Annotated in this window: 23 protein-coding genes and 1 tRNA gene; 14 read left to right on the top strand and 10 right to left on the bottom strand. The window is 69.5% G+C overall.

Translation table 11 applies throughout. From position 1 onward, the window contains the following. Positions 1–156 precede the first annotated feature (156 nt). The 5 genes from LF262_RS12010 to LF262_RS11990 are packed head-to-tail and all read left to right on the top strand — an operon-like array spanning position 157 to position 4,615. Entirely contained in the window at positions 157–1,140 is a 984-nt protein-coding gene (locus LF262_RS12010; protein WP_235780622.1) for an ABC transporter substrate-binding protein, read from the top strand. 35 nt (positions 1,141–1,175) lie between these two features. Continuing rightward, positions 1,176–2,156 carry an ABC transporter substrate-binding protein gene (locus tag LF262_RS12005; protein ID WP_308190531.1) on the top strand — a complete coding sequence of 327 codons (981 nt, stop codon included), beginning with the start codon at positions 1,176–1,178 and terminating at the stop codon, positions 2,154–2,156. Beyond that, positions 2,153–3,004, top strand: a complete 852-nt coding sequence (locus LF262_RS12000; protein WP_235780621.1) for an ABC transporter permease — start codon at positions 2,153–2,155, stop codon at positions 3,002–3,004. Before LF262_RS12005 ends, LF262_RS12000 begins: the two co-directional genes overlap by 4 nt. Beyond that, positions 3,001–3,774, top strand: coding sequence for an ABC transporter permease (locus LF262_RS11995; protein ID WP_235780620.1), 774 nt, complete (start codon positions 3,001–3,003; stop codon positions 3,772–3,774). Before LF262_RS12000 ends, LF262_RS11995 begins: the two co-directional genes overlap by 4 nt. Then, positions 3,764–4,615, top strand: a complete 852-nt coding sequence (locus tag LF262_RS11990; RefSeq protein WP_235780619.1) for an ABC transporter ATP-binding protein — start codon at positions 3,764–3,766, stop codon at positions 4,613–4,615. The genes LF262_RS11995 and LF262_RS11990 overlap by 11 nt, the downstream gene beginning before the upstream one ends. A gap of 95 nt (positions 4,616–4,710) precedes the next feature. On the opposite strand, the gene LF262_RS11985 is transcribed toward LF262_RS11990, so the two are convergent. After that, complete coding sequence (locus tag LF262_RS11985) at positions 4,711–5,607, bottom strand: phosphotransferase family protein (protein WP_235780618.1); 897 nt, start codon at positions 5,605–5,607, stop codon at positions 4,711–4,713. A gap of 211 nt (positions 5,608–5,818) precedes the next feature. On the opposite strand from LF262_RS11985, the gene LF262_RS11980 reads away from it, so the two are divergent. The 4 genes from LF262_RS11980 to LF262_RS11965 all read left to right on the top strand — a co-directional run bounded on the left by LF262_RS11980 (position 5,819) and on the right by LF262_RS11965 (position 11,785). Continuing rightward, positions 5,819–6,109 carry an HU family DNA-binding protein gene (locus tag LF262_RS11980; RefSeq protein WP_235780617.1) on the top strand — a complete coding sequence of 97 codons (291 nt, stop codon included), beginning with the start codon at positions 5,819–5,821 and terminating at the stop codon, positions 6,107–6,109. A 135-nt stretch (positions 6,110–6,244) separates the two neighbouring features. After that, on the top strand, positions 6,245–8,449 hold the full coding sequence (locus LF262_RS11975) for a bifunctional copper resistance protein CopD/cytochrome c oxidase assembly protein (protein ID WP_372462771.1): 2,205 nt from the start codon (positions 6,245–6,247) through the stop codon (positions 8,447–8,449). 188 nt (positions 8,450–8,637) lie between these two features. Further along, a complete protein-coding gene (locus LF262_RS11970; protein ID WP_235780616.1) occupies positions 8,638–10,707 on the top strand; it encodes an NHL domain-containing thioredoxin family protein in 2,070 nt (689 codons plus the stop codon). A gap of 220 nt (positions 10,708–10,927) precedes the next feature. Next, a complete protein-coding gene (locus tag LF262_RS11965; protein ID WP_235780615.1) occupies positions 10,928–11,785 on the top strand; it encodes a type IV toxin-antitoxin system AbiEi family antitoxin domain-containing protein in 858 nt (285 codons plus the stop codon). Between the two features lie 113 nt (positions 11,786–11,898). Here the strand turns inward: LF262_RS11965 and LF262_RS11960 are convergent, their stop codons facing one another. From LF262_RS11960 to LF262_RS11950, 3 genes are read right to left on the bottom strand one after another with little or no spacing between them, the layout of a single operon-like run. Further along, entirely contained in the window at positions 11,899–12,888 is a 990-nt protein-coding gene (locus tag LF262_RS11960) for a hypothetical protein (protein WP_235780614.1), read from the bottom strand. A gap of 46 nt (positions 12,889–12,934) precedes the next feature. Continuing rightward, positions 12,935–13,819, bottom strand: a complete 885-nt coding sequence (locus LF262_RS11955; protein ID WP_235780613.1) for an SDR family oxidoreductase — start codon at positions 13,817–13,819, stop codon at positions 12,935–12,937. Next, positions 13,816–14,274: a nuclear transport factor 2 family protein gene (locus LF262_RS11950; protein ID WP_235780612.1), complete on the bottom strand. Its 459-nt coding sequence runs from the start codon at positions 14,272–14,274 to the stop codon at positions 13,816–13,818. Before LF262_RS11950 ends, LF262_RS11955 begins: the two co-directional genes overlap by 4 nt. Before the next feature lie 179 nt (positions 14,275–14,453). On the opposite strand from LF262_RS11950, the gene LF262_RS11945 reads away from it, so the two are divergent. Continuing rightward, on the top strand, positions 14,454–15,017 hold the full coding sequence (locus tag LF262_RS11945; protein ID WP_235780611.1) for a TetR/AcrR family transcriptional regulator: 564 nt from the start codon (positions 14,454–14,456) through the stop codon (positions 15,015–15,017). Positions 15,018–15,092: 75 nt separating this feature from the next. Here the strand turns inward: LF262_RS11945 and LF262_RS11940 are convergent, their stop codons facing one another. The 4 genes from LF262_RS11940 to LF262_RS11925 all read right to left on the bottom strand — a co-directional run bounded on the left by LF262_RS11940 (position 15,093) and on the right by LF262_RS11925 (position 17,808). Then, positions 15,093–16,028 carry an AEC family transporter gene (locus tag LF262_RS11940; RefSeq protein ID WP_235780634.1) on the bottom strand — a complete coding sequence of 312 codons (936 nt, stop codon included), beginning with the start codon at positions 16,026–16,028 and terminating at the stop codon, positions 15,093–15,095. A gap of 107 nt (positions 16,029–16,135) precedes the next feature. Continuing rightward, positions 16,136–16,561, bottom strand: coding sequence for an aspartate 1-decarboxylase (panD, locus tag LF262_RS11935; protein WP_235780610.1), 426 nt, complete (start codon positions 16,559–16,561; stop codon positions 16,136–16,138). A gap of 111 nt (positions 16,562–16,672) precedes the next feature. Beyond that, positions 16,673–16,746, bottom strand: a tRNA-Gly gene (locus LF262_RS11930). Positions 16,747–16,818: 72 nt separating this feature from the next. Next, positions 16,819–17,808 (bottom strand): GlxA family transcriptional regulator, encoded by a 990-nt coding sequence (locus LF262_RS11925; RefSeq protein ID WP_235780609.1) that lies wholly within the window; start codon positions 17,806–17,808, stop codon positions 16,819–16,821. 71 nt (positions 17,809–17,879) lie between these two features. On the opposite strand from LF262_RS11925, the gene LF262_RS11920 reads away from it, so the two are divergent. The 3 genes from LF262_RS11920 to LF262_RS11910 are packed head-to-tail and all read left to right on the top strand — an operon-like array spanning position 17,880 to position 20,080. Next, positions 17,880–19,220: an APC family permease gene (locus tag LF262_RS11920; RefSeq protein ID WP_235780608.1), complete on the top strand. Its 1,341-nt coding sequence runs from the start codon at positions 17,880–17,882 to the stop codon at positions 19,218–19,220. Then, on the top strand, positions 19,180–19,629 hold the full coding sequence (locus LF262_RS11915; RefSeq protein WP_235780607.1) for a hypothetical protein: 450 nt from the start codon (positions 19,180–19,182) through the stop codon (positions 19,627–19,629). The genes LF262_RS11920 and LF262_RS11915 overlap by 41 nt, the downstream gene beginning before the upstream one ends. A 19-nt stretch (positions 19,630–19,648) precedes the next feature. Further along, positions 19,649–20,080 (top strand): SRPBCC family protein, encoded by a 432-nt coding sequence (locus tag LF262_RS11910; RefSeq protein WP_235780606.1) that lies wholly within the window; start codon positions 19,649–19,651, stop codon positions 20,078–20,080. Between the two features lie 107 nt (positions 20,081–20,187). Here the strand turns inward: LF262_RS11910 and LF262_RS11905 are convergent, their stop codons facing one another. Continuing rightward, positions 20,188–21,897 (bottom strand): CAP domain-containing protein, encoded by a 1,710-nt coding sequence (locus LF262_RS11905; RefSeq protein ID WP_235780605.1) that lies wholly within the window; start codon positions 21,895–21,897, stop codon positions 20,188–20,190. 111 nt (positions 21,898–22,008) lie between these two features. Here LF262_RS11905 and dcd point away from each other — a divergent pair, with 111 nt between their 5' ends. Next, positions 22,009–22,584: a dCTP deaminase gene (gene dcd / locus LF262_RS11900; RefSeq protein WP_235780604.1), complete on the top strand. Its 576-nt coding sequence runs from the start codon at positions 22,009–22,011 to the stop codon at positions 22,582–22,584. Positions 22,585–22,618: 34 nt separating this feature from the next. Here the strand turns inward: dcd and LF262_RS11895 are convergent, their stop codons facing one another. Beyond that, positions 22,619–23,323, bottom strand: a complete 705-nt coding sequence (locus tag LF262_RS11895; RefSeq protein ID WP_235780603.1) for a FadR/GntR family transcriptional regulator — start codon at positions 23,321–23,323, stop codon at positions 22,619–22,621. Positions 23,324–23,495 lie beyond the last annotated feature (172 nt).

Genomic DNA, 23,495 nt, shown 5'->3' with positions numbered 1-23,495 from the left:
CTAGGGTTGGTCCTAGCCCCGAGGTCCGCGGAGGAGACGTCTCCGAATTCAATAGTTGATTTACTCAATGATTGAAGATAGTGTCTTCCTGAACGTGGGGTGCATCACATTCGGGTCGACGGTGACTCGACGCCCCGCACCGAGGGAGTGCATGTCATGTTCAAGACCCTGTCTAAGGCACTTGCCGGCGCGGCCATCGCGGCCCTGGCTCTGACCGGCTGTGGGTCCGGGTCGCCGTCAGGCGGCAGCGCACCGCAGCAGAGCGGTGGCGGTTCGCTCACCAAGGTCACGGTGGGAGTGCTCAGCATCGCGCCGTCGGCCGCCGTCCAGTACGGAGTCGACAAGGGCTATTTCTCCAAGGAAGGCCTGGACGTGCAGTTCCAGACCGGTCAGGGCGGCGCAGCAATGCTCCCGGCCGTTTCATCGGGAAGCATGGACTTCGCTGTGGGCAACCCCCTGTCCGTCCTCGTCGCGGCTGACAAGGGCCTCGACATGAAGGTCGTCACCGGCTTCTCGAACTCGATCTCCACGGGCAATGACATCGAGGCGGTCATCGCCAAGAAGGACTCCTCCATCAAGTCGTGGAAGGACCTCGCAGGCAAGACCGTATCGGTCAATGCGGTGAACACCCAGGGCGACCTCACGATCATGGAGTCCGTCGCGAAGGACGGCGGCGACCCGAAGGCCGTCAAGTTCAGCGAGGTCGCTTTCCCTGACGCCCAGGCGCAGCTCGACCGCGGCAACATCGACGCCGCGTGGGTCCCGGAGCCGTTCATGACCAAGATGCTCAACGATCCGAACTACCGTCTCCTCGGCTACCCGTACCAGGTGACAATCCCGGGCCTTCCCACCATGGTGGCGTTCACGTCCGGCAACTACGCCAAGTCCAACACGGACACCGTCACGAAGTTCAAGAAGGCCATGCAGACCACACTCGATGCGGTCCAGAACGACCAGCAGGGCTTCAAGACGACAGCCGGCACCTTCCTTAAGATGGACGCCGCCGCGGCGCAGAAGCTTAATATGGAGCAGATGTCCTCGGAGCTTCGCGAGCAGCAGCTGACCGATCTCGGCGGCCTCATGCTCAAGTACAAGTTCGTGGGCAAGCAGCCTTCGATCGACTCCCTCCTGGTCAAATAATCCCCACGCACCCGGGGACCTGAAAGGAACGCACCATGATGAAGCGCCTCGCAACCGCCGCAGCCGCAGCGCTCACCGTCCTGTCGCTGGCGGCCTGTGGCTCCGGCTCGCCGAGCGGCGGCACGCAGACCGCTGGCGGGGCAGGCGGCCAGGCCCAGAAGATCACCGTCGGAGTCATTCCGATCGTGGACACCGCGCCGATCTGGCTCGGTAAGTCCAAGGGGTTCTTCACCGACGAGGGCCTCGACCTCGACATCCAGACGGCCACTGGCGGCTCCGCCATTGTCCCGGGCGTCCAGTCGGGCAGCTACGACTTCGCGTTCTCGAACCTCATCTCGGTCATGGTGGCGCGGGACAAGGGCCTGGACATGCGCTTCGTCGCGGACGGCGCCTCCTCGACTGGCGATCCGGCCAAGGAGTTCGGCGCCGTGCTCGTCAAGGGGGATTCGCCGATCAAGACGGCGAAGGACCTCGCAGGCAAGAAGGTCTCCGTCAACAACCTCTCCAACATCGGCGACACGACCATCAAGTCCGTCGTGGAGAAGGCCGGCGGCGACCCCTCGAGTTTGCAGTTCGTCGAGGTAGCCTTCCCGGACGCGCAGGCCGCGCTGGACAAGGGCGTGGTCGACGCCGCGTGGATCCTCGATCCGTTCCGCACCGCAGGCGTGGAGGCGGGCGATCGCGTGCTCAGCAACAACTTCGTGGAGTTCGATCCGAAGCTCGACATCGCCGGCTACTTCACCAGCGGCGATACGATCAAGAACAAGCCGGAGCTCGCCGGCAAGTTCACCAGGGCGATGAACAAGTCGCTCGAGTACGCCCAGGGGCACCCGCAGGAGGTCCGTGACATCGTGGGCACCTACACGAAGATCGACGCCGCGACGCGCGCCAAGATGAACCTGCCGCTCTACCGCAGCGCCTTCGACAAGGGCGCCGTTAAGAAGCTCGGCGATGCCGCGCAGAAGTACGGCACACTGACCAAGCCTGTGAACCTCGACGAGCTGCTGCCTCGATGAGCACGCAGGCGGCTGCCGTGGCCCGGGGGAAGCCGGGCACTCCGCAGCGCTCCAAGGCACGCCCCCGCGGGAGGAGGGGATGGACGACGCCGGTCCTCGGCATCGTGGGCATCCTCGCCTTCCTGGGGCTCTGGGAGCTCGCACCCGCGACCGGGCTCGTACAGGCCAAGTACCTGCCGCCGGCCTCGGAGGTCCTCGCCGCGCTCGCCAACGACCTCGGCCTGGCACTGTTCTGGAAGGCCGTAGGGGACACCATGTCCGCGTGGGCCATCGGTCTCGCCATCGCCGTCGTGCTCGCGACCGTGCTGGGCCTCGTCATCGGGATGTCGGCCTTCCTGCGCAAGGCCACGAACTCGACCATCGAGTTCCTGCGCCCGATCCCGTCCGTAGCGCTCATCCCGCTCGCGGTGCTGCTGTTCGGCATCAAGGTCGAGTCCACGCTCATGCTCGTGGTGTACGCGAGCTTCTGGCAAGTTCTCATCCAGGTGCTGTACGGGGTGGCGGACGTGGACACGGTCGCGATGAACACGGCCAAGAGCTACGGCTTCTCGTGGTGGCAGCGCGTGCGGGACGTCGTGTTTCCGACCATGCTGTCGTACCTCATGACCGGCGTCCGGCTCGCCGCCTCGGTTGCCCTGATCCTCGCCATCACGGCCGAGCTCGTCATCGGGTCCCCGGGCCTTGGGCGCGAGATCGCGCTCGCCCAGTCCGGCGGCGCCATCTCGGGCATGTACGCCCTCATCCTCGCCACGGGCCTGCTCGGCGTCGTCGTGAACCTCGCCGCACGGTGGGTCGAGCGGCGCGTGCTCGCGTGGCATCCGTCGATCCGCGGGGAGGTCGCGGTATGAAGGTCCTCAAGGCACTCCTGTACGGGATCGGGCTCCCGGTCCTCCTCATCGCGCTCTGGTGGGCCGCGACATCCGGCGCGCCGAACTTCTTCATCCCGACCCCGGGCGCGCTTGTGGGCAAGTTCCCGCAGACCTGGTTCGGGGACCGTCTCCTCACGGACGTCCTCCCCAGCATCGTCAGGCTCCTGGCCGGTCTCGCGGTGGCGATTGTCCTCGGCATCGTGCTCGGCCTGCTCGTGGGCCTGAGCCCCACGCTGCGCGCCATCACCGAGCCCGTGTTCGAGTTCTTCCGCGCCATTCCGCCACCTGTCCTCGTCCCGGTGCTCATGCTCCTGGTGGGCATCAACGACTCGATGAAGGTCGCCGTGATCGTCTCGGGCTGTGTCTGGCCCGTGCTGCTGAACACCATCGAGGGCGTCCGCGCCATCGATCCGGTGCAGAACGAGACGACCAGCTCCTACGGGATCACCGGATTCAGCCGGGTCCGGTACCAGATCCTTCCGTCCGCGGCCCCGCAGATCTTCGCCGGCGTGAGGCAGTCCCTCTCGATCGGCCTGATCCTGATGGTCATCTCCGAGATGTTCGCGTCCTCGTCCGGACTCGGGTTCACGATCGTGCAGTTCCAGCGCTCGTTCGCGATCCCCGAGATGTGGTCCGGCATCGTGGTCCTCGGCCTCATCGGGGTGGCCATGTCCCTCATCTTCCAGTGGATCCAGCGGATCGTGCTCCGCTGGTACAACGGCCTCAAAGAGGTAGAGAATGCAGCCTGACCAGTCCCAGACCCAGACCGTCCCCCGGGGACGGACCCTCCCCGAGGGCGAGGCGCTCCTGTCCGTGCGCGGCGTGAAGAAGGTGTACCGCACCGACGGAGGAGACATCGAGGCCGTCCGCGACCTCACGTTCGACCTCGGCCACAACGAGCTCGCGTGCATCGTGGGCCCGTCCGGCTCGGGCAAGACCACGCTCCTGAAGTGCATCGCGGGCCTCCTGTCCACCACCGAGGGCGAGGTGATCCTCGACGGCAAGAAAGTCACGGGGCCGCCGAAGAAGATGGCCGTGGTGTTCCAGGAGTACGGCCGCTCGCTGTTCCCATGGCTCCGCGTGAAGGACAACGTCGAGCTGCCGCTGAAGAACGCTCGCGTCCCCAAGGCCGAGCGCGAGAAGCTCGTGAACCAGGCGCTCGAGGCCGTGGGCCTGGCCCATGTGCCGCGCTCCTACCCGTGGCAGCTCTCCGGCGGCATGCAGCAGCGCGTCGCGATTGCCCGCGCGGTCGCGTACCAGCCAGAGGTGCTCCTCATGGACGAGCCCTTCGCCGCTGTGGACGCACAGACCCGCGCCGACCTCGAGGACCTCATCCGGCGCATCTGGAAGGACCTCGGCGTCACGGTCCTGTTCGTCACCCACGACATCGACGAGTCCGTGTACCTCGGCCAGCGCGTCATCATGCTCTCCTCCTCGCCGACCGTGGTGCAGGAGGACCTCGTGATCGACCTGCCCGGCGAGCGCGACCAGCTCGAGACCCGTGCCCTGCCGCGCTTCACCGAGCTGCGCCACCACGTCTACGAGCAGATCCAGCTCGCCAAGCAAGGGCACCGGCCCGAGAAGGCCTGATCAAGGACGCACCCAACGCGGGCACGGTGCCAGGCGGGCGCACGACGGCGGGGTTCCCACCCGTCGTCGTGCGCCCGCCTCGGTTTCGGGCTGCTTCAGCCGAACCACTCGACGGCGCGTGCGAGCATGCGCCGGCCTTCCTCTTCGAAAGCGGCGTCGCGCACCTCGTGAGCCCACACGATGGTCCCGAGCGACTGGAGGAGGGTGTCGAGGCGCCACGAGTCGGGCTCCTGTGCCGGGTCGCGGCCGTAGCCGGCATAGAACGACGCCCGCAGCCGGGCGCCGTCGTGCGCAGGGCGGTCGGGGCGCGGCTGGAACCACTGGTGCTCGAGCCGGACGAGGTCCGTGACCCACGGACGGTACCCGGCGCGACCCCAGTCGATGATGCTCACCCGTCCCTGGCCCGCGGTCCAGTCGCCGTCCTCAATCCAGTTCCGCGGCTGGTAGTCGCCGTGGGTCGCGTACAGCCAGCGGTTGGCGGGGCGGTGCGAGGCGACGAGGCGTTCGACGACACTGAGGTGGTCCGCGGGCGCGAGGCCGGCTGCCCGGAGGAGGAAGTCGCCGATCTTGTTCAGCACGGCAGCATCGTAGCTGCCCGCCTCCTTCCTCGGGACATGGACGAGCGCGAGGAGCTCGCCGGCCTGGCGGAAGGCCTCGGCGGAGTGTTCGTGCGGACCGCCCTCAAGGAGGCGTCCCGGCAGCCACGCTGCGGCGAGGATGGCGGCGCGGGTATCGGCGTGCAGGAGCGCCGGGGTGCGGGGCGGATCCAGGGCAGTGAGGGGGCCGGTCATCTGCCGGTGGGCGCGTGCCTCGCGCACAATGTGGTGCCCGGTCTCCGAGGCCTTCACGACCACCGGACCCCGCACGGTGGAGATCTTGAGGACATGGATGCCCTGGAGGCCCCAGGAGAGGTCCTCGACGAGCTCCCAGGCCCCGAACCACGCGTCCACGAGGGCCCGTTGAGGCCGGGTCAAGGGCGCGGGCGCTGCCATGCCACAAACCTACTCCGAGCCGCCTAAGTGAGACTTGCGCCCCCGAATCACGGCTCAAAAGGGGGCAAAATGGGCAGAAAGGCCCGAAAAAGCCCGGAAACACGCGGGAAACTGCTGGCCACGCGCGGGTTAGCTGGTAAGTTGCGGTAACAGCAGCCCAGAGCACACTGCCGCGGGCTGACATGTAGAAACCAAACCTCCAGGAGGACACATGGCTAAGAACCGCAGCGAGCTGGTCGCAGAGGTCGCCGGGAAGACCAGCCTCAGCCAGGCCGCAGTCAACGGTGTGCTCGACGCACTGTTCGAGGTCTTCGAGAAGTCCGTCCACAAGGGTGAGAAGATCAGCATTCCGGGCTGGCTCGCCGTTGAGCGCACCGAGCGTGCCGCTCGCACCGGCCGCAACCCGCAGACTGGTGCCGCCATCGACATCCCTGCTGGCTTCAGCGTGAAGCTGACGGCCGGCTCCAAGCTCAAGGCCGCTGCCTCCCGCAAGAAGAAGTAGACTCCAATACCAAGACCGCCCCGGGAGGGGGCAGCGGCATCACGCCGCCGCCCCCTCCCGGCGTCTTTCCTCTCGCGGGCTCCCGGGCGCTGGTGTCCGTGCGGACGCCCTTGGACGGTGGGGGACAATGGAGGGGTGCCACGACCTGCCTCCCCCGTCCGCCCAGCCGCCAGCACCGCCCCCGCGGTACACGCGGGCCCTGCACGGGGGTGGGCGATCGCGGCGCTCGCCGTCGCAGTGCTGGCGCTGACCGGCGCCCTGCTCTTCTCGGGCGCGGCCGCCGCGCGGCAGGTGCTTGATCCCGGGGCGGTCGTGCGGTGGGGCCTTCCTGTGGCCAAGACGACGCTCAACCTCTCGCTTGCTTTCGTCCTCGGAGGGATCACCTTCGCGGTCGGCATCCTGCCGCGCCACCCGACGCCGCAGCGCTCGCACCGCGGGGCCTCGGACAGCGCGCCCGAGGCGGAGGCGCTCGACGCCGATGAGCACCCCGCCTTCACGCGCGCCCTGCGGGTCGCCACGGGCGGCGCCGTGGCCTGGACGCTCAGCGCGATCGCGGTCCTGATCCTGACGCACTCCGACCTCATCGGGCAGCCCCTCTCCGGCGGGGCCGAGTACACGAAGCAGCTGGTGTTCTTCATGACCGGCCTCGACGTGGGCAGGGCCTGGCTCGCCACCGTGATCATCGCCGCCGTGGTCGCGACGCTTCTCTTCGCCGTGCGGTCCCTGACAGGCCTCGCGCTCACCGGTCTCCTCGCTCTCATCGGTCTCGCACCGATGGCACTCATCGGGCACTCCGCGAGCTCCAATGACCATGAGGGCGCGATCAACTCCCTCTTCCTGCACCTCGTCGGCGCGTCCTTGTGGGTGGGGGGCATCGCAGTCCTGGCGCTCCTCGGCCGCACCCTTGCCGGGGGACCGGACGCCCGCGGCCCCGGGTACGATGGCGAGTCCCGCCCTGGTGCCGCACCGCGCGGAAGCCGGGCGGACGGCGTCGTGCGTCGGAGCCGCGCCATCGACGCGACCGAGGCGGCGCTGCGGCGGTTCTCCGCGCTCGCACTGTTCGCGTTCATCCTCGTGGTCGCGTCCGGCGTGATCAATGCGCTCGTCCGGCTGCCGAACCTCTCTGACCTGTTCACGTCCGCGTACGGGCAGATCATCCTCGCGAAGTCCACGCTCGCGGTGGTGCTCGGAGGCATCGGGTTCATGCACCGGCAGTGGGTCATCCCGCAGCTGAGCCGGGGGGCGTCGGCGAGGCGGGTGCTCTGGCAGCTGATAGGCGTCGAGGCCGTGGTCATGGGCGCGGTGTCCGGACTCGCCGTGGCACTCTCCCGCTCCGCCCCGCCCGAGCCGACCACCTACGCTCCGGACGCGTCGCCCGCCTTCATCCTCACGGGGTATCAGCTGCCACCCGAGCTCACTGCCTCCCGGTGGGTCACCGAGTGGCGCCCCGACTGGCTGTGGGTCACCGTGGCCCTCTTCGGGGCCGTGACCTACATCCTCGGCATGGTCAAGGTGGCCCGTCGCGGCGACTCGTGGTCCTGGCCGCGGGCGGCCTCCTGGTTCGCCGGGCTGCTGGTGCTCACGTACATCACGAGTGGGCCGCCCGCGGTATACGGGCGGGTGCTCTTCTCGGCGCACATGGTGGACCACATGATGCTGACGATGGTCGCGCCGATCTTCCTCGTGCTCGGCTCGCCCGTGACGCTCGCGCTCAAGGCCCTCACACCGCGGCGCGACGGCAGCCGCGGGCTGCGCGAGTGGCTGCTCGTGTTCGTGCACTCGAAGTGGTCCCAGCTGGTCACCCACCCACTGTTCGCCGCGGCGAACTTCGCCGGGTCCATCATCCTCTTCTACTACTCGGACCTCTTCGGGTACGCAATGCGGGACCACGTGGGCCACGAGCTCATGAACCTGCACTTCACGCTCACCGGGTACATCTTCGTGCTGACCATGATCGGGTCTGACCCCCTGCCGCGGCGGTTCCCCTACCCGATGCGGCTCGTGCTGCTGCTCGCGACCATGGCCTTCCATGCGTTCTTCGGCGTCACGCTCATGGGGTCCAACATCCTGCTCGAGCCCACCTACTTCGGCAACCTCGGGCGTCCGTGGGGCCAGTCTGCGATCGAGGACCAGCAGACCGGTGGAGGGATAGCGTGGGGCATCGGCGAGATCCCGACCCTGATTGTGGCGATCGGCGTGGCCGTCAAATGGTCCATGTCCGACGCGCGCGAGTCCCGGCGCGGGGACCGCGCCGCCGACCGCGACCACGACGCGGACCTCGACGCGTACAACGCCATGTTCACCAGGCTCCAGGAGCGGGACGAGGCCCAAGGCCGGTAGCGCATCGCCGAGGTCACCCCGTGGGGCGCCGAGGTCACCCCGTGGGCTGGGCTTCGGCGTCCCGCTGGGCGGCCGCGGCCGCCCAGCCTGCGTAGCAAGGCGTAATGTCCGGAAGAAACCCCGGGATAATGGGGTTGACCCAAAGAGCGTTGCCGAGCAGACGGTGACGAGCACGTTGAGGAGTACCCGTGACCGCAGAATCCACCGAGTCCGCCGCCGAGGCCCTGCGCAGCGCACGCCGCGTCCGGGCGAGCGAGCTCGGCGGCCGCGCGTGGCTCAACACTGGCGGGACGGAGCTGGACCTCGCGGCGCTCCGGGGCAAAATTGTGCTCCTCGATTTCTGGACCTTCTGCTGCATCAACTGCCTCCACGTCCTTGACGAGCTGCGTCCGCTCGAGGAGAAGTACAACGACGTCCTCGTCACCGTCGGCGTGCACTCGCCCAAGTTCGAGCACGAGGCGGACCCCGTGGCGCTCGCGGCCGCCGTCGAGCGCTACGAAATCCACCACCCGGTCCTCGACGACCCAGACCTGCTCACGTGGCAGGCCTACACGGCCCGCGCGTGGCCCACGCTCGTGGTCGTCGACCCGGAGGGCTACATCGTGGCCCACCTCTCCGGCGAGGGCCATTCCGGTGGCCTCGGTGTCCTGATCGAGGAGCTCGTCGCCGAACATGAGGCCAAGGGCACGCTGCACCGCGGAGACGGTCCCTACGTCGCTCCCGAGCCCACCGCCGGGACGCTGCGCTTCCCGGGCCAGACCGTGCCTCTGGCGAACGGCAACTACCTCGTGGTCGACACCGGCCACCACCGGCTCGTAGAGCTCCGGCCCGATCTGGAGACCGTGGAGCGGGTGATCGGCTCCGGCACCAAGGGCTTCCTGGACGGGCAGGCAGAGACCGCCCAGTTCAACGAGCCGCAGGCGGTTGCGGTGCTGCCGCCCTCGATCGCCTGGCAGACGGGCTATGAGGCTGTCGTAGCGGACACCGTCAACCACCGCCTCCGCGGTGTCTCCCTCAGCTCCGGCTACGTCCAGACCATAGCCGGCAACGGTGTCCAGCGCCTCCTCGACGCGGGGCCCGCGCGGGTCAACGGCGATGGGGCCGGGACGTGGGCGAAGGCAGGCAGGGACGACGCCGGTGCTGCCGCCACCACGACCGCAACCGTTGCGCACCACGCGGACTTCGCCGGCGACGCCGAGGATATCGGCTACCTTGGCCACAGCACCAACGTGTCCCTGTCCTCCCCGTGGGACGTGGTGTGGAGCGAGAAGCTCCAGAAGGTGGTCGTCGCGATGGCGGGCACCCACCAGATCTTCACGTTCGACCCGCTCACGGGCAAGGTCGCAATCCTCGCCGGCTCCGGCCTCGAGGGCCTCCTCGACGGGCCGGCCACGCAGGCGTGGTTCGCCCAGCCATCAGGCCTCGCTGTCGACCCGTCCGGGGACATCTGGGTCGCTGACTCCGAGACCTCCGCGCTCCGCCGCCTGCGCCTCGGCGGGACCGGATCGAATGGGAACGTCACCGTCGAGACCGCCGTGGGCGAGGGCCTGTTCGACTTCGGCTTCCGCGACGGCCCCGCGGAGCAGGCACGCCTCCAGCACCCGCTCGGCGTCGCCGTCCTGCCCGACGGTTCGGTGGCCATCGCGGACACCTACAACGGCGCCGTGCGCCGCTATGCACCGAGCAGCGGGGGTTCAGGCGGCGGCAAGGGGACCGTCTCGACCCTGGCGCGTGGACTCGCCGAGCCAGCCGACGTCGTCGTCGTCCCGCCCGCCGCTGAGGGCGCCGAGCCGCTCCTGCTCGTCACCGAGACGAACCGCCACGAGCTCGTGCTTGTGCCGATCCCGAAGGAGGCCCAGCAGGTCGACGAGGGAGAGCGCCAGACGCAGCGGCCCAAGACCCCCGTGGCCCCGGGTCCGCTCGGGCTCACCATCCGGTTCGCCGCGCCAACCGGACAGAAGCTCGATGAGCGCTGGGGCGACCCGACCCAGCTCAAGATCTCCTCGACCCCTGCCGAACTCCTCCTCGGCGGTACCGGTACCTCTCAGGGCCTCACGCGCACCCTCGAGCTCAACCCAGCGGTCACGGAGGGCGTCCTTCACATCACCGCCCGCGCCGCGGCCTGCGATGGCGCCCCCGGCGAGGAGATCCCGGACCACGCCGCGTGCCACCTGTACCAGCAGGACTGGGGCATCCCCATCGTGCTGCAGGACGGCGCGGATGCCACCCTCGCGCTCGACCTGCGCGGCCTGGACTGATGCTGTAGGGCCACGCATGACGGCGCCCCGGCCATCCCCGGTGACGGGGGGCGCCGTCGTGATTTCGACCGCCATTCCCCTTGTGCGCCGGGCCGAGAGCGGCGTGTCGCGACGCGACACGGACCGATGGCTCTGAAAGCCGGTCGGAATCTAGGTGGGGTTGTCCACATAGCCGCGCCCGTGAATGTGCTGCGGGCGTCCGGCTGCCAAGGATAAGTCCATGGACCCGCAGCTTGCCCATTGCCTCGAGCGCCTCCATGGCGTGGCACGGCTCAAGGACCTCCTGGGCCATGAGGTGTCCGAGCCAGCGGTGCGGGAAGCGGTTGCGGGCGGAGAATTGCTGCGGGTCCGTAAGGGACTGTACGCCTTGCCCACCGCAGACCCGCTCTTCGTCCTAGCCCGTCGGACCCGCTCGCTCCTGACCTGCGTCACGGCGGCTGGGCGTTACGGGCTGTGGGTGCTGCGGGCGCCTCAACCCGGTGACCGACCCCATATGCTGCGCTCTACAGGGGAAGGTGCCCCGAACGCCGTCGTGCATCGAGGCTCTCACGTCCCGCCCCATCCCGCTGCCCCGGTTGCAGGCCTCACAGACGTGGTGCTCCATGCACTGCGATGCCTCCCGGAGTTCGAGGCGCTCGTGATCGCGGAGTCGGCCGTCGTGCAGAAGGGCCTCGCGATCAAGCACCTCCGCGACCACCTGCATGGCCCTCGCAACGGCAGGGCCCGGGCCGTTCTCGATCTCGTGGACCGCGGTGCGGACTCCCTCCTTGAGACCTTGGCCAGGACCTTGCTGCGCCGGGCCGGTTTCAGAGTGGAGGCGCAGGTGTGGATTGACGGAATCGGCTGGGTGGACCTGCTCATCGAGGGATGGATCATTGTGGAACTCGACGGCAGGACGCACGAGGAGCGGGTCCAGCGCGGCAAGGACCGCGTGCGCGACAGGGCCGCTCAGCTGGGCGGCCTCGTGGTGCTGAGGTACGGGTACGCCGACGTCGTGCACCGGCCGGAGGTGCTGGTCGGCGAGGTCTCGCGCCCGCTCGCAGGGCGTCCGGTGGCCCGTGTGGTGATTCCGACCTAGTTTGGCTGGCGGCCAGGCCGAAACGGCGGCGCGTCGCGACGGGACACAGCGTGAGCACCCCGAAAGCCGGTCGGAATCCAGACGGGCTCGCCTGCCCAAGGGCTGCGTGGGGCCTACTTGAGCTGAGGCGTCACGGTGATGGCGGTGTCCGTGACGTCGAGGCGCGCGCCGAAATCGAAGGCGACCTCGATGTCCAGAGGGGACTTGGCGCCCGTGAACAGGTCGATTGCGGTGGCCTTGAGCCGTGCTTTTCCGGTGAGCGGGGCGAGCGTCCAGCGGCCCTGATACGGCTCGACAGAAACGGTGGGATAGGCAGATGCGCTCCACGCGATGGTCCCATCCTGGATGCGCGTGTTGGTTGCGAGCGAGAACGGACAGTCGGGCTGGAGGCGCTGTTGCTGCGTTGCCGTGCGCGCGCAGTCGTCCAGGTAGCCGTGGATCTTGGAGCTGATGGAGTCCACGAGCTGGTGCGTGGCCTTCGTGGTGAGAGTCAGCGGACCTGCCGGCCCAGGACCGCTCACGACGACGGCGCGCGGCTCCGCGGCGAACTGCTCGCCTTCCAGCGAGCCGACATAGGAGCCCGGGAAGAACACGGGAAACGAGTTGCGGCCGTCCGGCATGTTCACGGTCGAGCCGTTCAGGGTGGCGCGGGACGAGTTGACTACTGTGGCGGTCAGCGTGGGCAGGCTCGTGGAGGAGATGGACCAGCGCGGGAAGAAGAGCCAGTCGGTGCCTGTGCGGTCCACCGCGAACTGGCTCTCGTGCCTCTGGCCGTCCACGGTGTAGCGCACCGCGATGCTCGCGTGGTCGCCGTTGGCCCTGACGGTGTCGAACGTGAGGTCCTTGACCCGGCTCATCGAGTCCTTGAGCGGGGGGCCGTCCAGGAGGGCCGCACTCCCAGCGGGAACCGATGCATGCAGGAGCCCGAGGGCATGGGCGCCGTCCCCGGCCTGGAGGGCTTCGATGTAGGCACGGACTGGGACGTCCGGCGCAGTCACGGTGTTCTTGACTGTAGTGATGGCCACCACCGATGCGACGATGGCGAGCACGAGGGCCAACAGCCAGGCAGCGGCGGTCCGAAGGAGGGCGGAGCTGGTCTGCACCCGCTCCACCCTACCAATGGGCGCGCAGTGCCCGGTTGCGCTCGTCTCATCCGTGCGGCTGGTTCAACGACGCTACCGCCTCGCGCATCCCCCTGACTGGGATGTCGGGGAACTCGGCGCGCGCCGGGCGCACGTCGAAGGCCGCGCCGCCGCTGTCCATCCACAGTCCTGCCCCCGCCATGCGTGCCATGAAGGGCGAGAAGGGACGGGCGACGACGCTCATCGCCTTGAGGACAGCGGTGGGGATCCGCTGGACCCGCCCCTTCCCGGCATGCTCGATGAGCATTGCGGCGAGCTCTCCGGACGTGTGCGTTTCGGAGCCCCACTCGATCGTGCGGTTCCTCAACGCCGGGTCTGTCAGGGCCCGCCGGACGATCGCTGCGGCGTCTGCAGTCGAGGTGAACGTGACGGGGGCGGCGCCGGAGCCGAAGAGCGGAACGGTGCCCTTCGCAGCGAGCGGATCGCCGAGCACCACGAGCTGCTGCTCGAGACTGGAGCCGAGGCGGATCACGGTCCACTCCATGCCGGACGACTTCACCGCTTCCTCTGCCTCGAACTTCATCCTCAGGAACTCGATGGGCGCGTCCGGTGCGGCTCCGACCATCGACATCATGATGACGTGCCGCACTCCGGATTCCGCCACGGCCTGCACGATGCGCACGGCGCCGTCACGGTCCACGCTCCGGGGGTCCCCGCCCTTGGGCAGGCCGAACCCCGAGGCCGCGAAGACCATCTGGTCCGCGCCCTTGACGGCACGGTCGCAGTCCGCGCGCGAGGCGAGGTCGCCGCGGAGCCGCTCCACGCCGTCGTGCGTCTCCGGGATGGGCTGGGACGCGCCGCGCGAGAGGGTTCGCACGGCCTCGCCCGCGCGGGCGAGCTGCTCCACGAGTTCGCGGCCGAGGCGGCCGGTACCGCCGACGATCAGGATCATGGCCTGGCCTCCTGGGGTGTTGGCGCGGCGACTCCCGTGACCTCACGGACGGCAGCGTTCACGTCCCCGGCCCCCGGGTCAACCGGCTCGAGGTAGAAGTGCGCTCCGGCAATGTGGTCGTCTCGGATCGTGAGGATGGACACGCCGGCCATGTGCACCGCGATGCCGTCGCGCCGCGTTCCCGCGTTACTCCACTCCATCCAGAGGGTGCCGTCCGGCGCCGTGGTGGCCGCGTGGACCGTGAGGCTCAGGTCCGGGACGCCGGCGAAGAGGGTCTCCCAGTTCCGGTGGACCTGGGCGCGGCCCGTGAAGCTGCGGGCTGGGTGGTTGGGAGTGACGTTCTCGTAGTCTTCGGTGAACTCGGCGACCATCGCCTCGAGGTCGTGGCGGTTCGCGGCGGCGATCATTCGGCGGACGGGGCCGTCGGGGAGGAGATCGATTCCTGAGGCGTCCATGATGTGCTCCTGTGCTGGGGATGCTGGATGAGGGCGGAGGCTGGTACGCTCATTTGGATACAGCTAACTGTATTGATTGGAGTTTAAGCCCAGTGTCTGCTGGAGTCAAAGGGTCTGCCGCGTCCCGTGCGTACAATTCAGCGGGCCGGCGGGCGCGGGCCGAGGAGTCCCGGCGGGCGGTGCTCGCGCACGCCCGCGCGCTCTTCCTGAGCCAGAGCTACGGGGCCACGACGATCGCCCAGATCGCCGGCGTTGCCGGCGTCTCGGCGGAGTTCGTGTACAAGAACTTCGGCGGCAAGCCGGGCCTCGTCCGGGCCATCTATGACGAGAGCCTGCTCGGCGTGGAGGACGTTCCCGCCGAGGCGCGCTCCGACGCCGCGCAGCAGGCGGCCACGGACGCGCGGGCGCTTATGGCGCAGTTCGGACGGTTCGTCTCTGAGCTGAGCCCGCGGGGGTCGCCCATTATGCTGCTCATCCGGGACGCTGCGGCGAGCGGCGACGCCGACATGGCCGCCCTCCTGGACGCTGTCGACAACGCCCGGTATGAGCGCATGCTCCACAATGCGCGCCAAGTGATTGCCCGCGGGCTCCTACGGCCAGGGGTAGACGAGGACGAGGCAGCCGACGTCTTCTTCATGACGACGTCCGCCGAGCTCTACGAGACCCTCGTCATCAAGCGCGGCTGGACGCCCGAGCGGCTCGGGAAGTTCGTCGAGGGGACGCTCGAGGCCAACCTGCTGTGAGGTGACGTCCGGGCGTAGAGAAGTGACCCCTCATGGTGGGGAAGTGACCCCTCATGGTGGGGAACCTGCGTCTCGTCAGGCGAGGAGGGCCGCCATGATGGCCATGGCCGGGACGGCCACCACGGTGGTGATGAGCACGGTGTCCTTCGCCACCACGATGCCGCGCTGATAGCGCTGCGCAGCGACGTAGACGTTCTGCGCGGTTGGCAGAGCGGCGGTGACCACGGCGGCGAACAGCGCATGCGCCTCAAGCCCGAGGGCGAAGCGTGCGAACAGGTAGGCGATGAGCGGGTGCGCCACGAGCTTGAGCACCGAGGCGAGGAGGGTGTCGAAGCGCCGGCCGTCGTCCGCCTTGAGCGGGCGGGAGCCCTGCAGCGAGATCCCGAACGCCATGAGCATCGCAGGGATCGCCGCCCCGCCGATCAGGTGGATCGGCTGCATGACCAGCTCGGGGAGGTGCCACTTCGTCATCGCGAGCACGAGGCCGACCATCGACCCCACGATGTTCGGGTTCGTCACCACGGGGAGCACAAACTGGAGGACCCGCGCGGCGCCCGGCTTGGCCGTGGCAGTCGTGCCGTCCAGCATCAGCAGGTAGGTCGGCGTGAACAGCGCGAGCTGGAAGATCAGCAGCGGGGCGACGTAGCTTGCGTTGCCGAGCACGAAGACCGAGATCGGGATGCCGAGGTTAGCCGAGTTGGCGACCGATGAGCTCATGGAGGCGACGAGCGACTCGGAGAACTCACGCCGCCGGACCCAGCGGAAGACCGCGAAGGAGACGATGCCGATCACGGTAGAGCTCACCGTGATGACCAGGAGGTGGGAGGAGAAGACGGTGCTCAGATCTGAATTCGCGAGGGTCTCGAGAAGCAGGGCCGGACTCGCGACGAAGAACGAGAGCCTGCTCAGGACGTTCTGGGCGTTCGCTCCGAGGAGCTGCTTGCGGGCTACGAACCAGCCCGCGCCGATGATCGCCCAGACGACGAAGAACCCCGAGAGGACTCCTAGCACGCCGACCTGCTGGGGCACGCGGCAAGGAAGCGGTCTCCTGAGGGCATGCGTCCCAGACTAGCGTGCCGTCGGCGCCCTCCCGTGCCGGGCGTAATGCCGCGTGGTGCCTAGTTGAGGTGCGCCTGGATGGCGAAGGGCGGGCGGAGCATGCCCCCGCCGTGCCCCTCGGCGGGATCGGTGCCGAGCTGGACGATCCTGTTCTCGGCATCGACGTGGACCACGGTGGGCACGAACTCGCGGGCTTCTTCGGTGCTCATCGACGCGTACGTGATGAGGATGACCAGATCGCCCTCGTGGATCAGGTGTGCTGCGGCGCCGTTGATGCCGATCACGCCCGAGCCGCGCTCACCGGCGATCGTGTACGTCTCGAGCCGCGCGCCGTTGGTGATGTCCACGATGGAGACGAGCTCGCCGGGCAGGATGTCGGCCGCCTCGAGGAGGTCAAGGTCGATCGTCACCGAGCCGACGTAGTGCAGGTCAGCATGCGTGACCGTGGCGCGGTGGATCTTGGACTTGAACAGTGTGCGATTCATCGCGCCCAATTCTACCCCCACAGCCCGGAAGGCTCTGTGGCCCGGCTCTCACTGTGGGACCAGGCCCCGGGCCACAAAAAGACCCCCGGGGCAGAGACCCGGGGGCTGGAGTGGAGCGGCCGACGGGAATCGAACCCGCGTATCTGGCTTGGGAAGCGAGCGCTCTGCCATTGAGCTACGGCCGCATGCCCCGAAGGGCTCCACCCAGCTTACAGTACGTGCGAGGGTGGTCCGAGGCGGAGGCGGCGGGGCGGCACTCAGGCAGGCACGCGGCGTCGTGCGTCCCGGTAGGCGGACGGCGACATCCCCACGAGCCGTGCGAAGTGCGCCCGCAGGTTCGCCGCGGACCCGACGCCTGCGCGCTCGGCAACGCGTTCCACGGGCAGGTTGGTCGACTCGAGGAGCCGGCGTGCCGCGTCGACCCGCCGCTCGAGCAGCCACTGTGACGGCGACGTGCCCGTGGCCGCCTCGAACCGCCGGTACAGGGTGCGCCGGCTCATGCGTGCCCGGCGGGCCATCGCGTCCGGGCCGATCGGGTCGTGCAGGTTTTTCTCGGCCCAGTCCATCGCGTGGCGCAGGGGGTCCGCCGGGAGCGGTCGCGGGACCGCTTCGAGGTACTCGGACTGCGCTGCCCCGCGCCGCTCGGCCACGACCATGCGCCGCGCCACACTCGCCGCGATCGCGTCGCCGAAGTCCTCGCGCACGAGCTGCAGGCACAGCTCCACCCCGGCGGCCGTCCCGGCGCTCGTGTAGACGCCGGCATCGGCGGTGAACAGCACGTCCCGCCGCAGCCGCACCCGCGGGAACGAGTCCTCGAAGTCCTCCCAGTTCATCCAGTGCGTCGTGGCGTCGCGCCCGTCGAGGAGCCCCGCCTGGGCTAGCAGGTACGCCCCCGAGCACAGCGACGCGATCCGCGCCCCGCGTCCGGCCGCCGCCCGCAGCTCGGCCAGGAGCGGGGCGTGCGTCGCGGGGTCCATCTGGAGGCTCCGCTCGCACGCCGGGACCACGATCGTCTCCACCTCCCGCAGCGCCGCGAGTGGTTCCGCGGACGACGGCGCGAGCCCGCCCGCCGTCGTGATCTCACCGGGTTCGCCGCGCACCATGGTGAGCTCGTACCACGGGTCGTGGAGGTCCGGGCGCGCGACGCCGAACACCTCGCAGGGGACCGCGAGCTCGAAGATCGGGAGGTTGTCCGTGAGGACGAGGCCCACGCGGTGGGCTACCGGCGAGGCTGGGATTGAGGCCATGGCACAAATCTAGCGGTCCGCGGCACGGTTTGCACTCGTGGGTGGGGGCCCGGATTCCTAGCGTTGGGTGCATGAGTGCTGACACTGCTATCCGCCCCGTGCGGGCCGGGGAACTAGGACGGGTGCGGGGGCTCGCGTACTACCTCGGGGCGGTCCTCGGCACGGGCGTGATCGCGCTCCCCGCCCTCTCCTACCGGGCTGCTGGGCCGGCCAGCCTGCTCGCGTGGGCCGCGCTCGTGGTGGCTTCCGTGCCGATCGCCTGGACGTTCTCCTCGCTCGGGCGGCTGCTGCCGGACGGCGGGGGCGTCTCGACGTACGTGCGTCGCGCGTTCGGCGGGTATTGGGCCACGGCGTCCGGCTGGTGGTTCTACCTGACGATCCCCCTCGGCATTCCCGCGTCCGCACTGTTCGCGGGCCAGTATGTGGCGCACGCGCTCGGGGCTCCGCGCTGGACTGCCGTGGGGGTTGCCGGCGGCATCACGGCCGCCGTGCTCGGGGCCGTGTGGGCGGGTGTTCGGACGTCCTCAACGCTCCAGCTGATCATCGCTGGCACGATCCTGACGGTGTTGGTCATCGCGATCGGCGCGGGTGCCAGCCGCGTCGACGCGGGCCGGATCGAGCCGTTCGCGCCGCACGGCTGGAGCGCGGTGGCACCGTCCGCGGCGCTCATCATGTGGGCCTTCTCCGGCTGGGAGGCGATGAGCTACCTCGGCGGGCAGTTCCGGGATCCGAGGCGCGACCTGGGCGTGGTCACCGCGCTGGCCCTCATCACGATCGGCGTCCTCTACCTGGCCCTCGCGGCGGTGTCGATCTTCGCACTCGGGGACGGCGCCGGCGGCGACGCACCGCTCGCGTCCCTGCTAGCGTACGCCCTCGGCCCGGCAGGCGAGGCGCTCACGGCGGGGCTCGCCGTCGTGCTCACGCTCGGCACCCTCACGAGTTACGCGACCGGCGCCGTCGAGCTGGGGCGGTCGCTCGGCGTTTCAGCGTCCCTGCCGGGGTGGTTCGGACGGGGACGCAACGCGCTCGTTGCCGTGGCCGTGCTGAGCGGCGTCGGGCTCGGCATCCTTGCGGGCGGGCCGGACACGAGCGAGGTCCTGGTCCGGCTCGTGACCGCGGCGATCATCGCAGTGTACGTGGCGGGGCTCGCGGCGGCGCTGCGCCTGCTGCCCGGTCGGGGGCCACGCGCCGTGGCCGGTGTGGGGCTCGCCGCGGTGATGGGGATCGCGGCCTCGTGCGGGCTGTACCTCGCGTGGCCCGCCGCACTCGGTGTCGGCGCGGCCTTTTGGTGCGCACGACGGCGCGTGGTCGCCGCGCGCGGGGTGACGTCGGCGCCTCAGGCGGTGACTTCGGCGAAGATCAACCGAAGGGATGACCCCCGCGCCCAGGGCGGGCGCAACGACCGGCCTTGAGAGTGTGGTCGGTCTCGGGGCGGTCGTGATCGCGGTCGTGCTCCAGGCGCGCGGCACGGAGGTGGGGTTCGCGGCGTGGTTCCGCGGCGTCGTCGTGCTCCTCATGACCGTCACGCTGTTCTTCTTCGCCTGGCGCGCCCGGCAGGGCTACTACTGGGGGTACCAGAGGCTGCGGCTTTTCAGCCAGATCTTCCCGGTCGTGACCCTCGTGGTCGCGACCATCCCCGGCCTGTACCCGTACTGGATGGTCGTGGAGCAGATCGTCTTCGCCGTGCTCATGATCGGCGTCGCGGACGTCCTCACGAACGACCACATGCGCCTCGCCTTCGCCTCGCCCAAGCGCCGCGCCGAGATGCGTGAGGAACTCGGGCACGACACGCCGGGTTCTTCCCAGCCGGATCCCAGCTGACGCCCATACTCTGACCGGCATGGCAGCGGCTGAATACTCCGTGCTCGTCAAGCGCACTCCCGAGGACGTGTACGCGTTCCTCGCAGACGGGCTCAACAACTCCAAGTGGCGCTCCGGCGTCCGCTCCGTCTCCCACGCTTCCGGCCCCGCTGGCGGCGAAGGAGCTGTCTACGCACAGCGGCTCTCTGGTCCGGGTGGGCGCGAGATCGACGGGGACTACGAGATCACGGAGGCCCGTCCCGGCGAGGTGCTCCGCTTCCGCGTCATCGCCGGGCCCGCGCGGCCGCACGGCGTCTTCCTCCTCACGCCCGAGCCCGGCGGCACGAAAGTCTCCTTGGGCCTCTCCTTCGAGCCCACCGGGTTCATGAAGCTCATGGGTGGCATGATCCAGAAGACCATGGATCACGAGGTCGCCCAGCTCGAGACCCTCAAGAGCGTCCTCGAGCAGTAGCGCACGACGGCGCGTGCTCGCCTCGGGCGGGGCCCGGACGGGCTGCGTGCTGGGTCGGCCACCTCGCGGCGCCGCCGAAGCGCAACGCGGCGGGCGGCGTCATGCGCTCAGCCGAGCCGCAGGCCGGTCCAGCCGGTCGCGAGCGTCCGGGGCGCGCCGAACTGCCCGCCCGCGAGCGGCCAGTAGGCGAGAGACCCGTCGGCGCGAACCGCAGTGATCCCGAGGGTGTTAGGGCCATCGAGACCTTGGAGGACCCGCAATGGGCCGCTCGTGCCCCACCCCGAAGCGATCACCGGCCGGGCCTCGGCCACGAGCTGCTCCTGCCCGAGCGAGCGGTAGAGCACGAGCGCGCCGTCCGGGCGCTGGACCACGAGGTCGTCGATCCCGTCCCCGCTCGCGTCGAGGATTGCGGTGGGCCCCACGGGGAGGCCGGTGCCGAGCAGGGCGCGCTCAAAAATGTCCCCGGTGCCCCGGTTCGGGTAGAAATACAGGTTTCCGGCCGGATCGAGGGCCAGGAGCTGGGGGAGGCGGTTCGTCCCGCACCACAGCCCGGCCGCCACCGTCATCGTGTCCCAGCCGGACTGGCCGAGCGTCACGGGCGCGGCGAATCCGCCCGCGGCAAGCCCCGGGTACAGCACGAGCCTGCCGTCGCGCCACTGCACGAGGAGGTCAAGGATGCCGTCGCGGTCCCAGTCCACGGAGATCGCCGACTGGGCGTTCCCGAATCCGGTGCCGATGGTGGCAGGCGCACCGAGCTTCCCGCCGGCCGCGGGGTAGGCCTGAATCGACCCGCTCGAATCCAGGGCCACCACATCCGCGGGGCTGTGCAGCGAAGCGCGCGAGGTGTCCTGGGTAGTGGGCTGGAACCGGCCGGCAGCCGCGCACAGCTCCGCCCCCGCGGGGACCAGCGGGACGCTGGCTGGTGGGTTGACCGGTGCCGGGGCAGGGGCGGTCGGTGCCGGCGCGGGGGCAGGTGCCGGAGCAGGTGCCGGGGCGGGGGCTGGTGCCGGGGCCGGCGGGGGTGCGGGGGCCGGCTGCGTTCCGCCGGGCGCGGCCGTGGTCCCCGACGGAAGCGTCGTGTAGCCGAAGAAGTCCACGACGCCCCACATGGTGTACCGGTTGGGGGTCGTGATGGGGTTGCCGTTCGTGAACGTGATGCCAATGCCCATCACGCTCATCCGCGCATCGAGCAGGATCGCGTTGTGCGACGGCGAGGTCTTCCACCACTCAACTAGCTGCGCGGCGTCCCGGTCCCAACGCACGGCGATGACCTCACCGGCGCCGTTGTTCGGACCGAGGGCGCGCGGGTCGGTCCAGAAGCTCGCGCGGTGCTCGATCACCTCCCGGCTCGCGATGCTGTCGCTCCACTCCTGCGCGAGGTCCTGCACGCTCAGGTGGTATCGGACCGGGTTCAGGCCATACTGCGCACGGTACGCGTTGATCGCGTTGAACACGGTCAGCACCTGGGCGGAGTTGTCGTCTCGAACCAGGTTGCTCGTATCGCCCATCGGGGCCGTGAGCGGGGTCAGCGAGGTGATGGCCGGGTCGAAGGTGTCCGGCCCGCGCGCCGCCTCGATCGAGTTCACCTGCGGCTCGGTCCTGCTCGTGGGCGCCTCCGCCGGTGCGAGGCGCACCTCAGCGCTGCGGTTCGCCGTCTCCGGCGGGACGGCAGCGCTCGGCGAGGGGACGGCGTCGTGCGCTCTGACCTGCGCTTGGCTCGCCGCATTGGGAGCGGACGACGGCGCGGGGGCGCCGGGCGTCGCGGCGGCAAGTGCCGCCGTGGCTGCCACGGTGATGGCCATGACCCAACGTCGCATCCGCCAGTCCCTTCCGGACCAGGCCTTCGTCACACCGATCCCGTTGGTCACCCTATTCCCACCAGTCGCACCGCGGCAATGGTGCACGCAGCCTGCGGTACTTTTGGAGACGTGCTCCTTTCAGACCGCGACATCCGTGCCGAAATCGACGCCGAGCGCATCCAGCTCGGCCCGTACGACCCGGCTATGGTGCAGCCCTCGAGTGTGGACGTGCGGATCGACCGGTTCTTCCGGCTCTTCGACAACCACAAGTACGCCCACATCGACCCGTCAGAGGAGCAGCCCGAGCTCACGCGCCTCGTCGAGGTCGACTCGGACGAGTCATTCATCCTCCACCCAGGAGAGTTCGTCCTCGGCTCCACGTATGAGACCGTGACGCTGCCGGAGGACATCGCCGCACGGCTGGAGGGGAAGTCATCGCTCGGCCGCCTCGGGCTGCTCACCCACTCGACCGCCGGGTTCATCGACCCCGGGTTCTCGGGGCACGTGACGCTGGAGCTCTCCAACGTCGCGACCCTTCCCATCAAGCTGTGGCCCGGGATGAAGATCGGGCAGCTGTGCTTCTTCCGCCTCTCCTCGGCCGCCGAGCACCCATACGGATCGGGTGCCTACGGCAACCGGTACCAGAACCAGCGCGGGCCCACGGCCTCGCGGAGCCACCTCAACTTCCACCGGACCAAGGTCTAGGCCCCACAACGCAGCGTGGGTGCTGCGCAGCGGGTCAGAGGGTCTGGTGGTAGAACCACTCGATGTGCTCGCGCACCAGGCGCGAGGCGAGCTCGCCCTCGCGGGCCTCGACCGCAGAGAAGATGCCCCGGTGCTGCTCGCGCAGCACGTGCACCACGTCGTCCCACCCCCCGCGCCGCAGCACCGCGTCGTCGATGTACCCACGGATGGCCTCGCGCATTGACTCCATCATCGTGCTCACCACTACGTTGCCGGCGAGGGCGCTGAGCGCCACGTGGAACTGGGCATCGAGGAGCGTGAAGATCTGCGAGGGCAGCGCGTCGTCCTCCATCGCGTCGAGGAGGCGCCGGGCGTCGTCGAGCTGCTCGGGGGTCCACGGCGCGGCGGCGGCGTGCTCGAGTGACCAGGTCTCCATCATCATGCGCGCCTCGACCACGTCCTTGAGCGGCAGCCCGCTGCTCGCAACGTGCATGCGCAGGGCCACCCCCAGAGCGGAGGACGGGTCCGAGACGACGATCGTCCCCGAGTTCGGCCCGGATCCGGTCGCACTGCGGACTATGCCCATGACCTCGAGCGAGCGGATCGCGTCGCGCACGGACGCCCGCGAGATCCCGAACTGCTCCGCAAGCGCGCGTTCTCCGGGCAGCCGGTCTCCAAGCTTGAGCGTCCCGGAGCGGAGGCTGTCCTCGATGTGGCGCAGCACGACGTCGTGGGCGCGGTGCGTGGCGGATTCAGACATGGCTCAATCTTGCCCCACGCGGGGAACGTCGGCGGCACGACGCGGGCCCCGCCCCGGGCGCGCGGCGGAACCGGGGTGAGGGCGTTCCGCGCTGGGACCGCGTTCTACGGGAGCTCCATCCGAGCACCGGCGTGGACTGGAGGAACACGAGCGCGCTCCACTTGTGACGAGT

It is taken from the genome of Sinomonas notoginsengisoli (genome assembly GCF_021554725.1).
Taxonomy (GTDB): domain Bacteria; phylum Actinomycetota; class Actinomycetes; order Actinomycetales; family Micrococcaceae; genus Sinomonas; species Sinomonas notoginsengisoli.
Note: the sequence above shows the minus strand (reverse complement) of the source record. Positions and strands in the feature narration are given on the sequence as shown.

Excerpts from the sequence above, each read along its gene's own strand:
- LF262_RS12010 (WP_235780622.1), top strand. The coding sequence starts at position 157 with ATGTTCAAGACCCTGTCTAAGGCACTTGCCGGCGCGGCCATCGCGGCC.
- LF262_RS11895 (WP_235780603.1), bottom strand. The coding sequence starts at position 23,323 with ATGTCTGAATCCGCCACGCACCGCGCCCACGACGTCGTGCTGCGCCAC.
- LF262_RS11905 (WP_235780605.1), bottom strand. The coding sequence starts at position 21,897 with ATGCGACGTTGGGTCATGGCCATCACCGTGGCAGCCACGGCGGCACTT.
- LF262_RS12000 (WP_235780621.1), top strand. The coding sequence starts at position 2,153 with ATGAGCACGCAGGCGGCTGCCGTGGCCCGGGGGAAGCCGGGCACTCCG.
- LF262_RS11955 (WP_235780613.1), bottom strand. The coding sequence starts at position 13,819 with ATGATCCTGATCGTCGGCGGTACCGGCCGCCTCGGCCGCGAACTCGTG.
- LF262_RS11995 (WP_235780620.1), top strand. The coding sequence starts at position 3,001 with ATGAAGGTCCTCAAGGCACTCCTGTACGGGATCGGGCTCCCGGTCCTC.
- panD (WP_235780610.1), bottom strand. The coding sequence starts at position 16,561 with ATGAATCGCACACTGTTCAAGTCCAAGATCCACCGCGCCACGGTCACG.
- LF262_RS11980 (WP_235780617.1), top strand. The coding sequence starts at position 5,819 with ATGGCTAAGAACCGCAGCGAGCTGGTCGCAGAGGTCGCCGGGAAGACC.
- LF262_RS11920 (WP_235780608.1), top strand. The coding sequence starts at position 17,880 with ATGAGTGCTGACACTGCTATCCGCCCCGTGCGGGCCGGGGAACTAGGA.
- LF262_RS11950 (WP_235780612.1), bottom strand. The coding sequence starts at position 14,274 with ATGGACGCCTCAGGAATCGATCTCCTCCCCGACGGCCCCGTCCGCCGA.
- LF262_RS11965 (WP_235780615.1), top strand. The coding sequence starts at position 10,928 with ATGGACCCGCAGCTTGCCCATTGCCTCGAGCGCCTCCATGGCGTGGCA.
- LF262_RS12005 (WP_308190531.1), top strand. The coding sequence starts at position 1,176 with ATGATGAAGCGCCTCGCAACCGCCGCAGCCGCAGCGCTCACCGTCCTG.
- LF262_RS11915 (WP_235780607.1), top strand. The coding sequence starts at position 19,180 with ATGACCCCCGCGCCCAGGGCGGGCGCAACGACCGGCCTTGAGAGTGTG.
- LF262_RS11990 (WP_235780619.1), top strand. The coding sequence starts at position 3,764 with ATGCAGCCTGACCAGTCCCAGACCCAGACCGTCCCCCGGGGACGGACC.
- LF262_RS11910 (WP_235780606.1), top strand. The coding sequence starts at position 19,649 with ATGGCAGCGGCTGAATACTCCGTGCTCGTCAAGCGCACTCCCGAGGAC.
- LF262_RS11985 (WP_235780618.1), bottom strand. The coding sequence starts at position 5,607 with ATGGCAGCGCCCGCGCCCTTGACCCGGCCTCAACGGGCCCTCGTGGAC.
- LF262_RS11925 (WP_235780609.1), bottom strand. The coding sequence starts at position 17,808 with ATGGCCTCAATCCCAGCCTCGCCGGTAGCCCACCGCGTGGGCCTCGTC.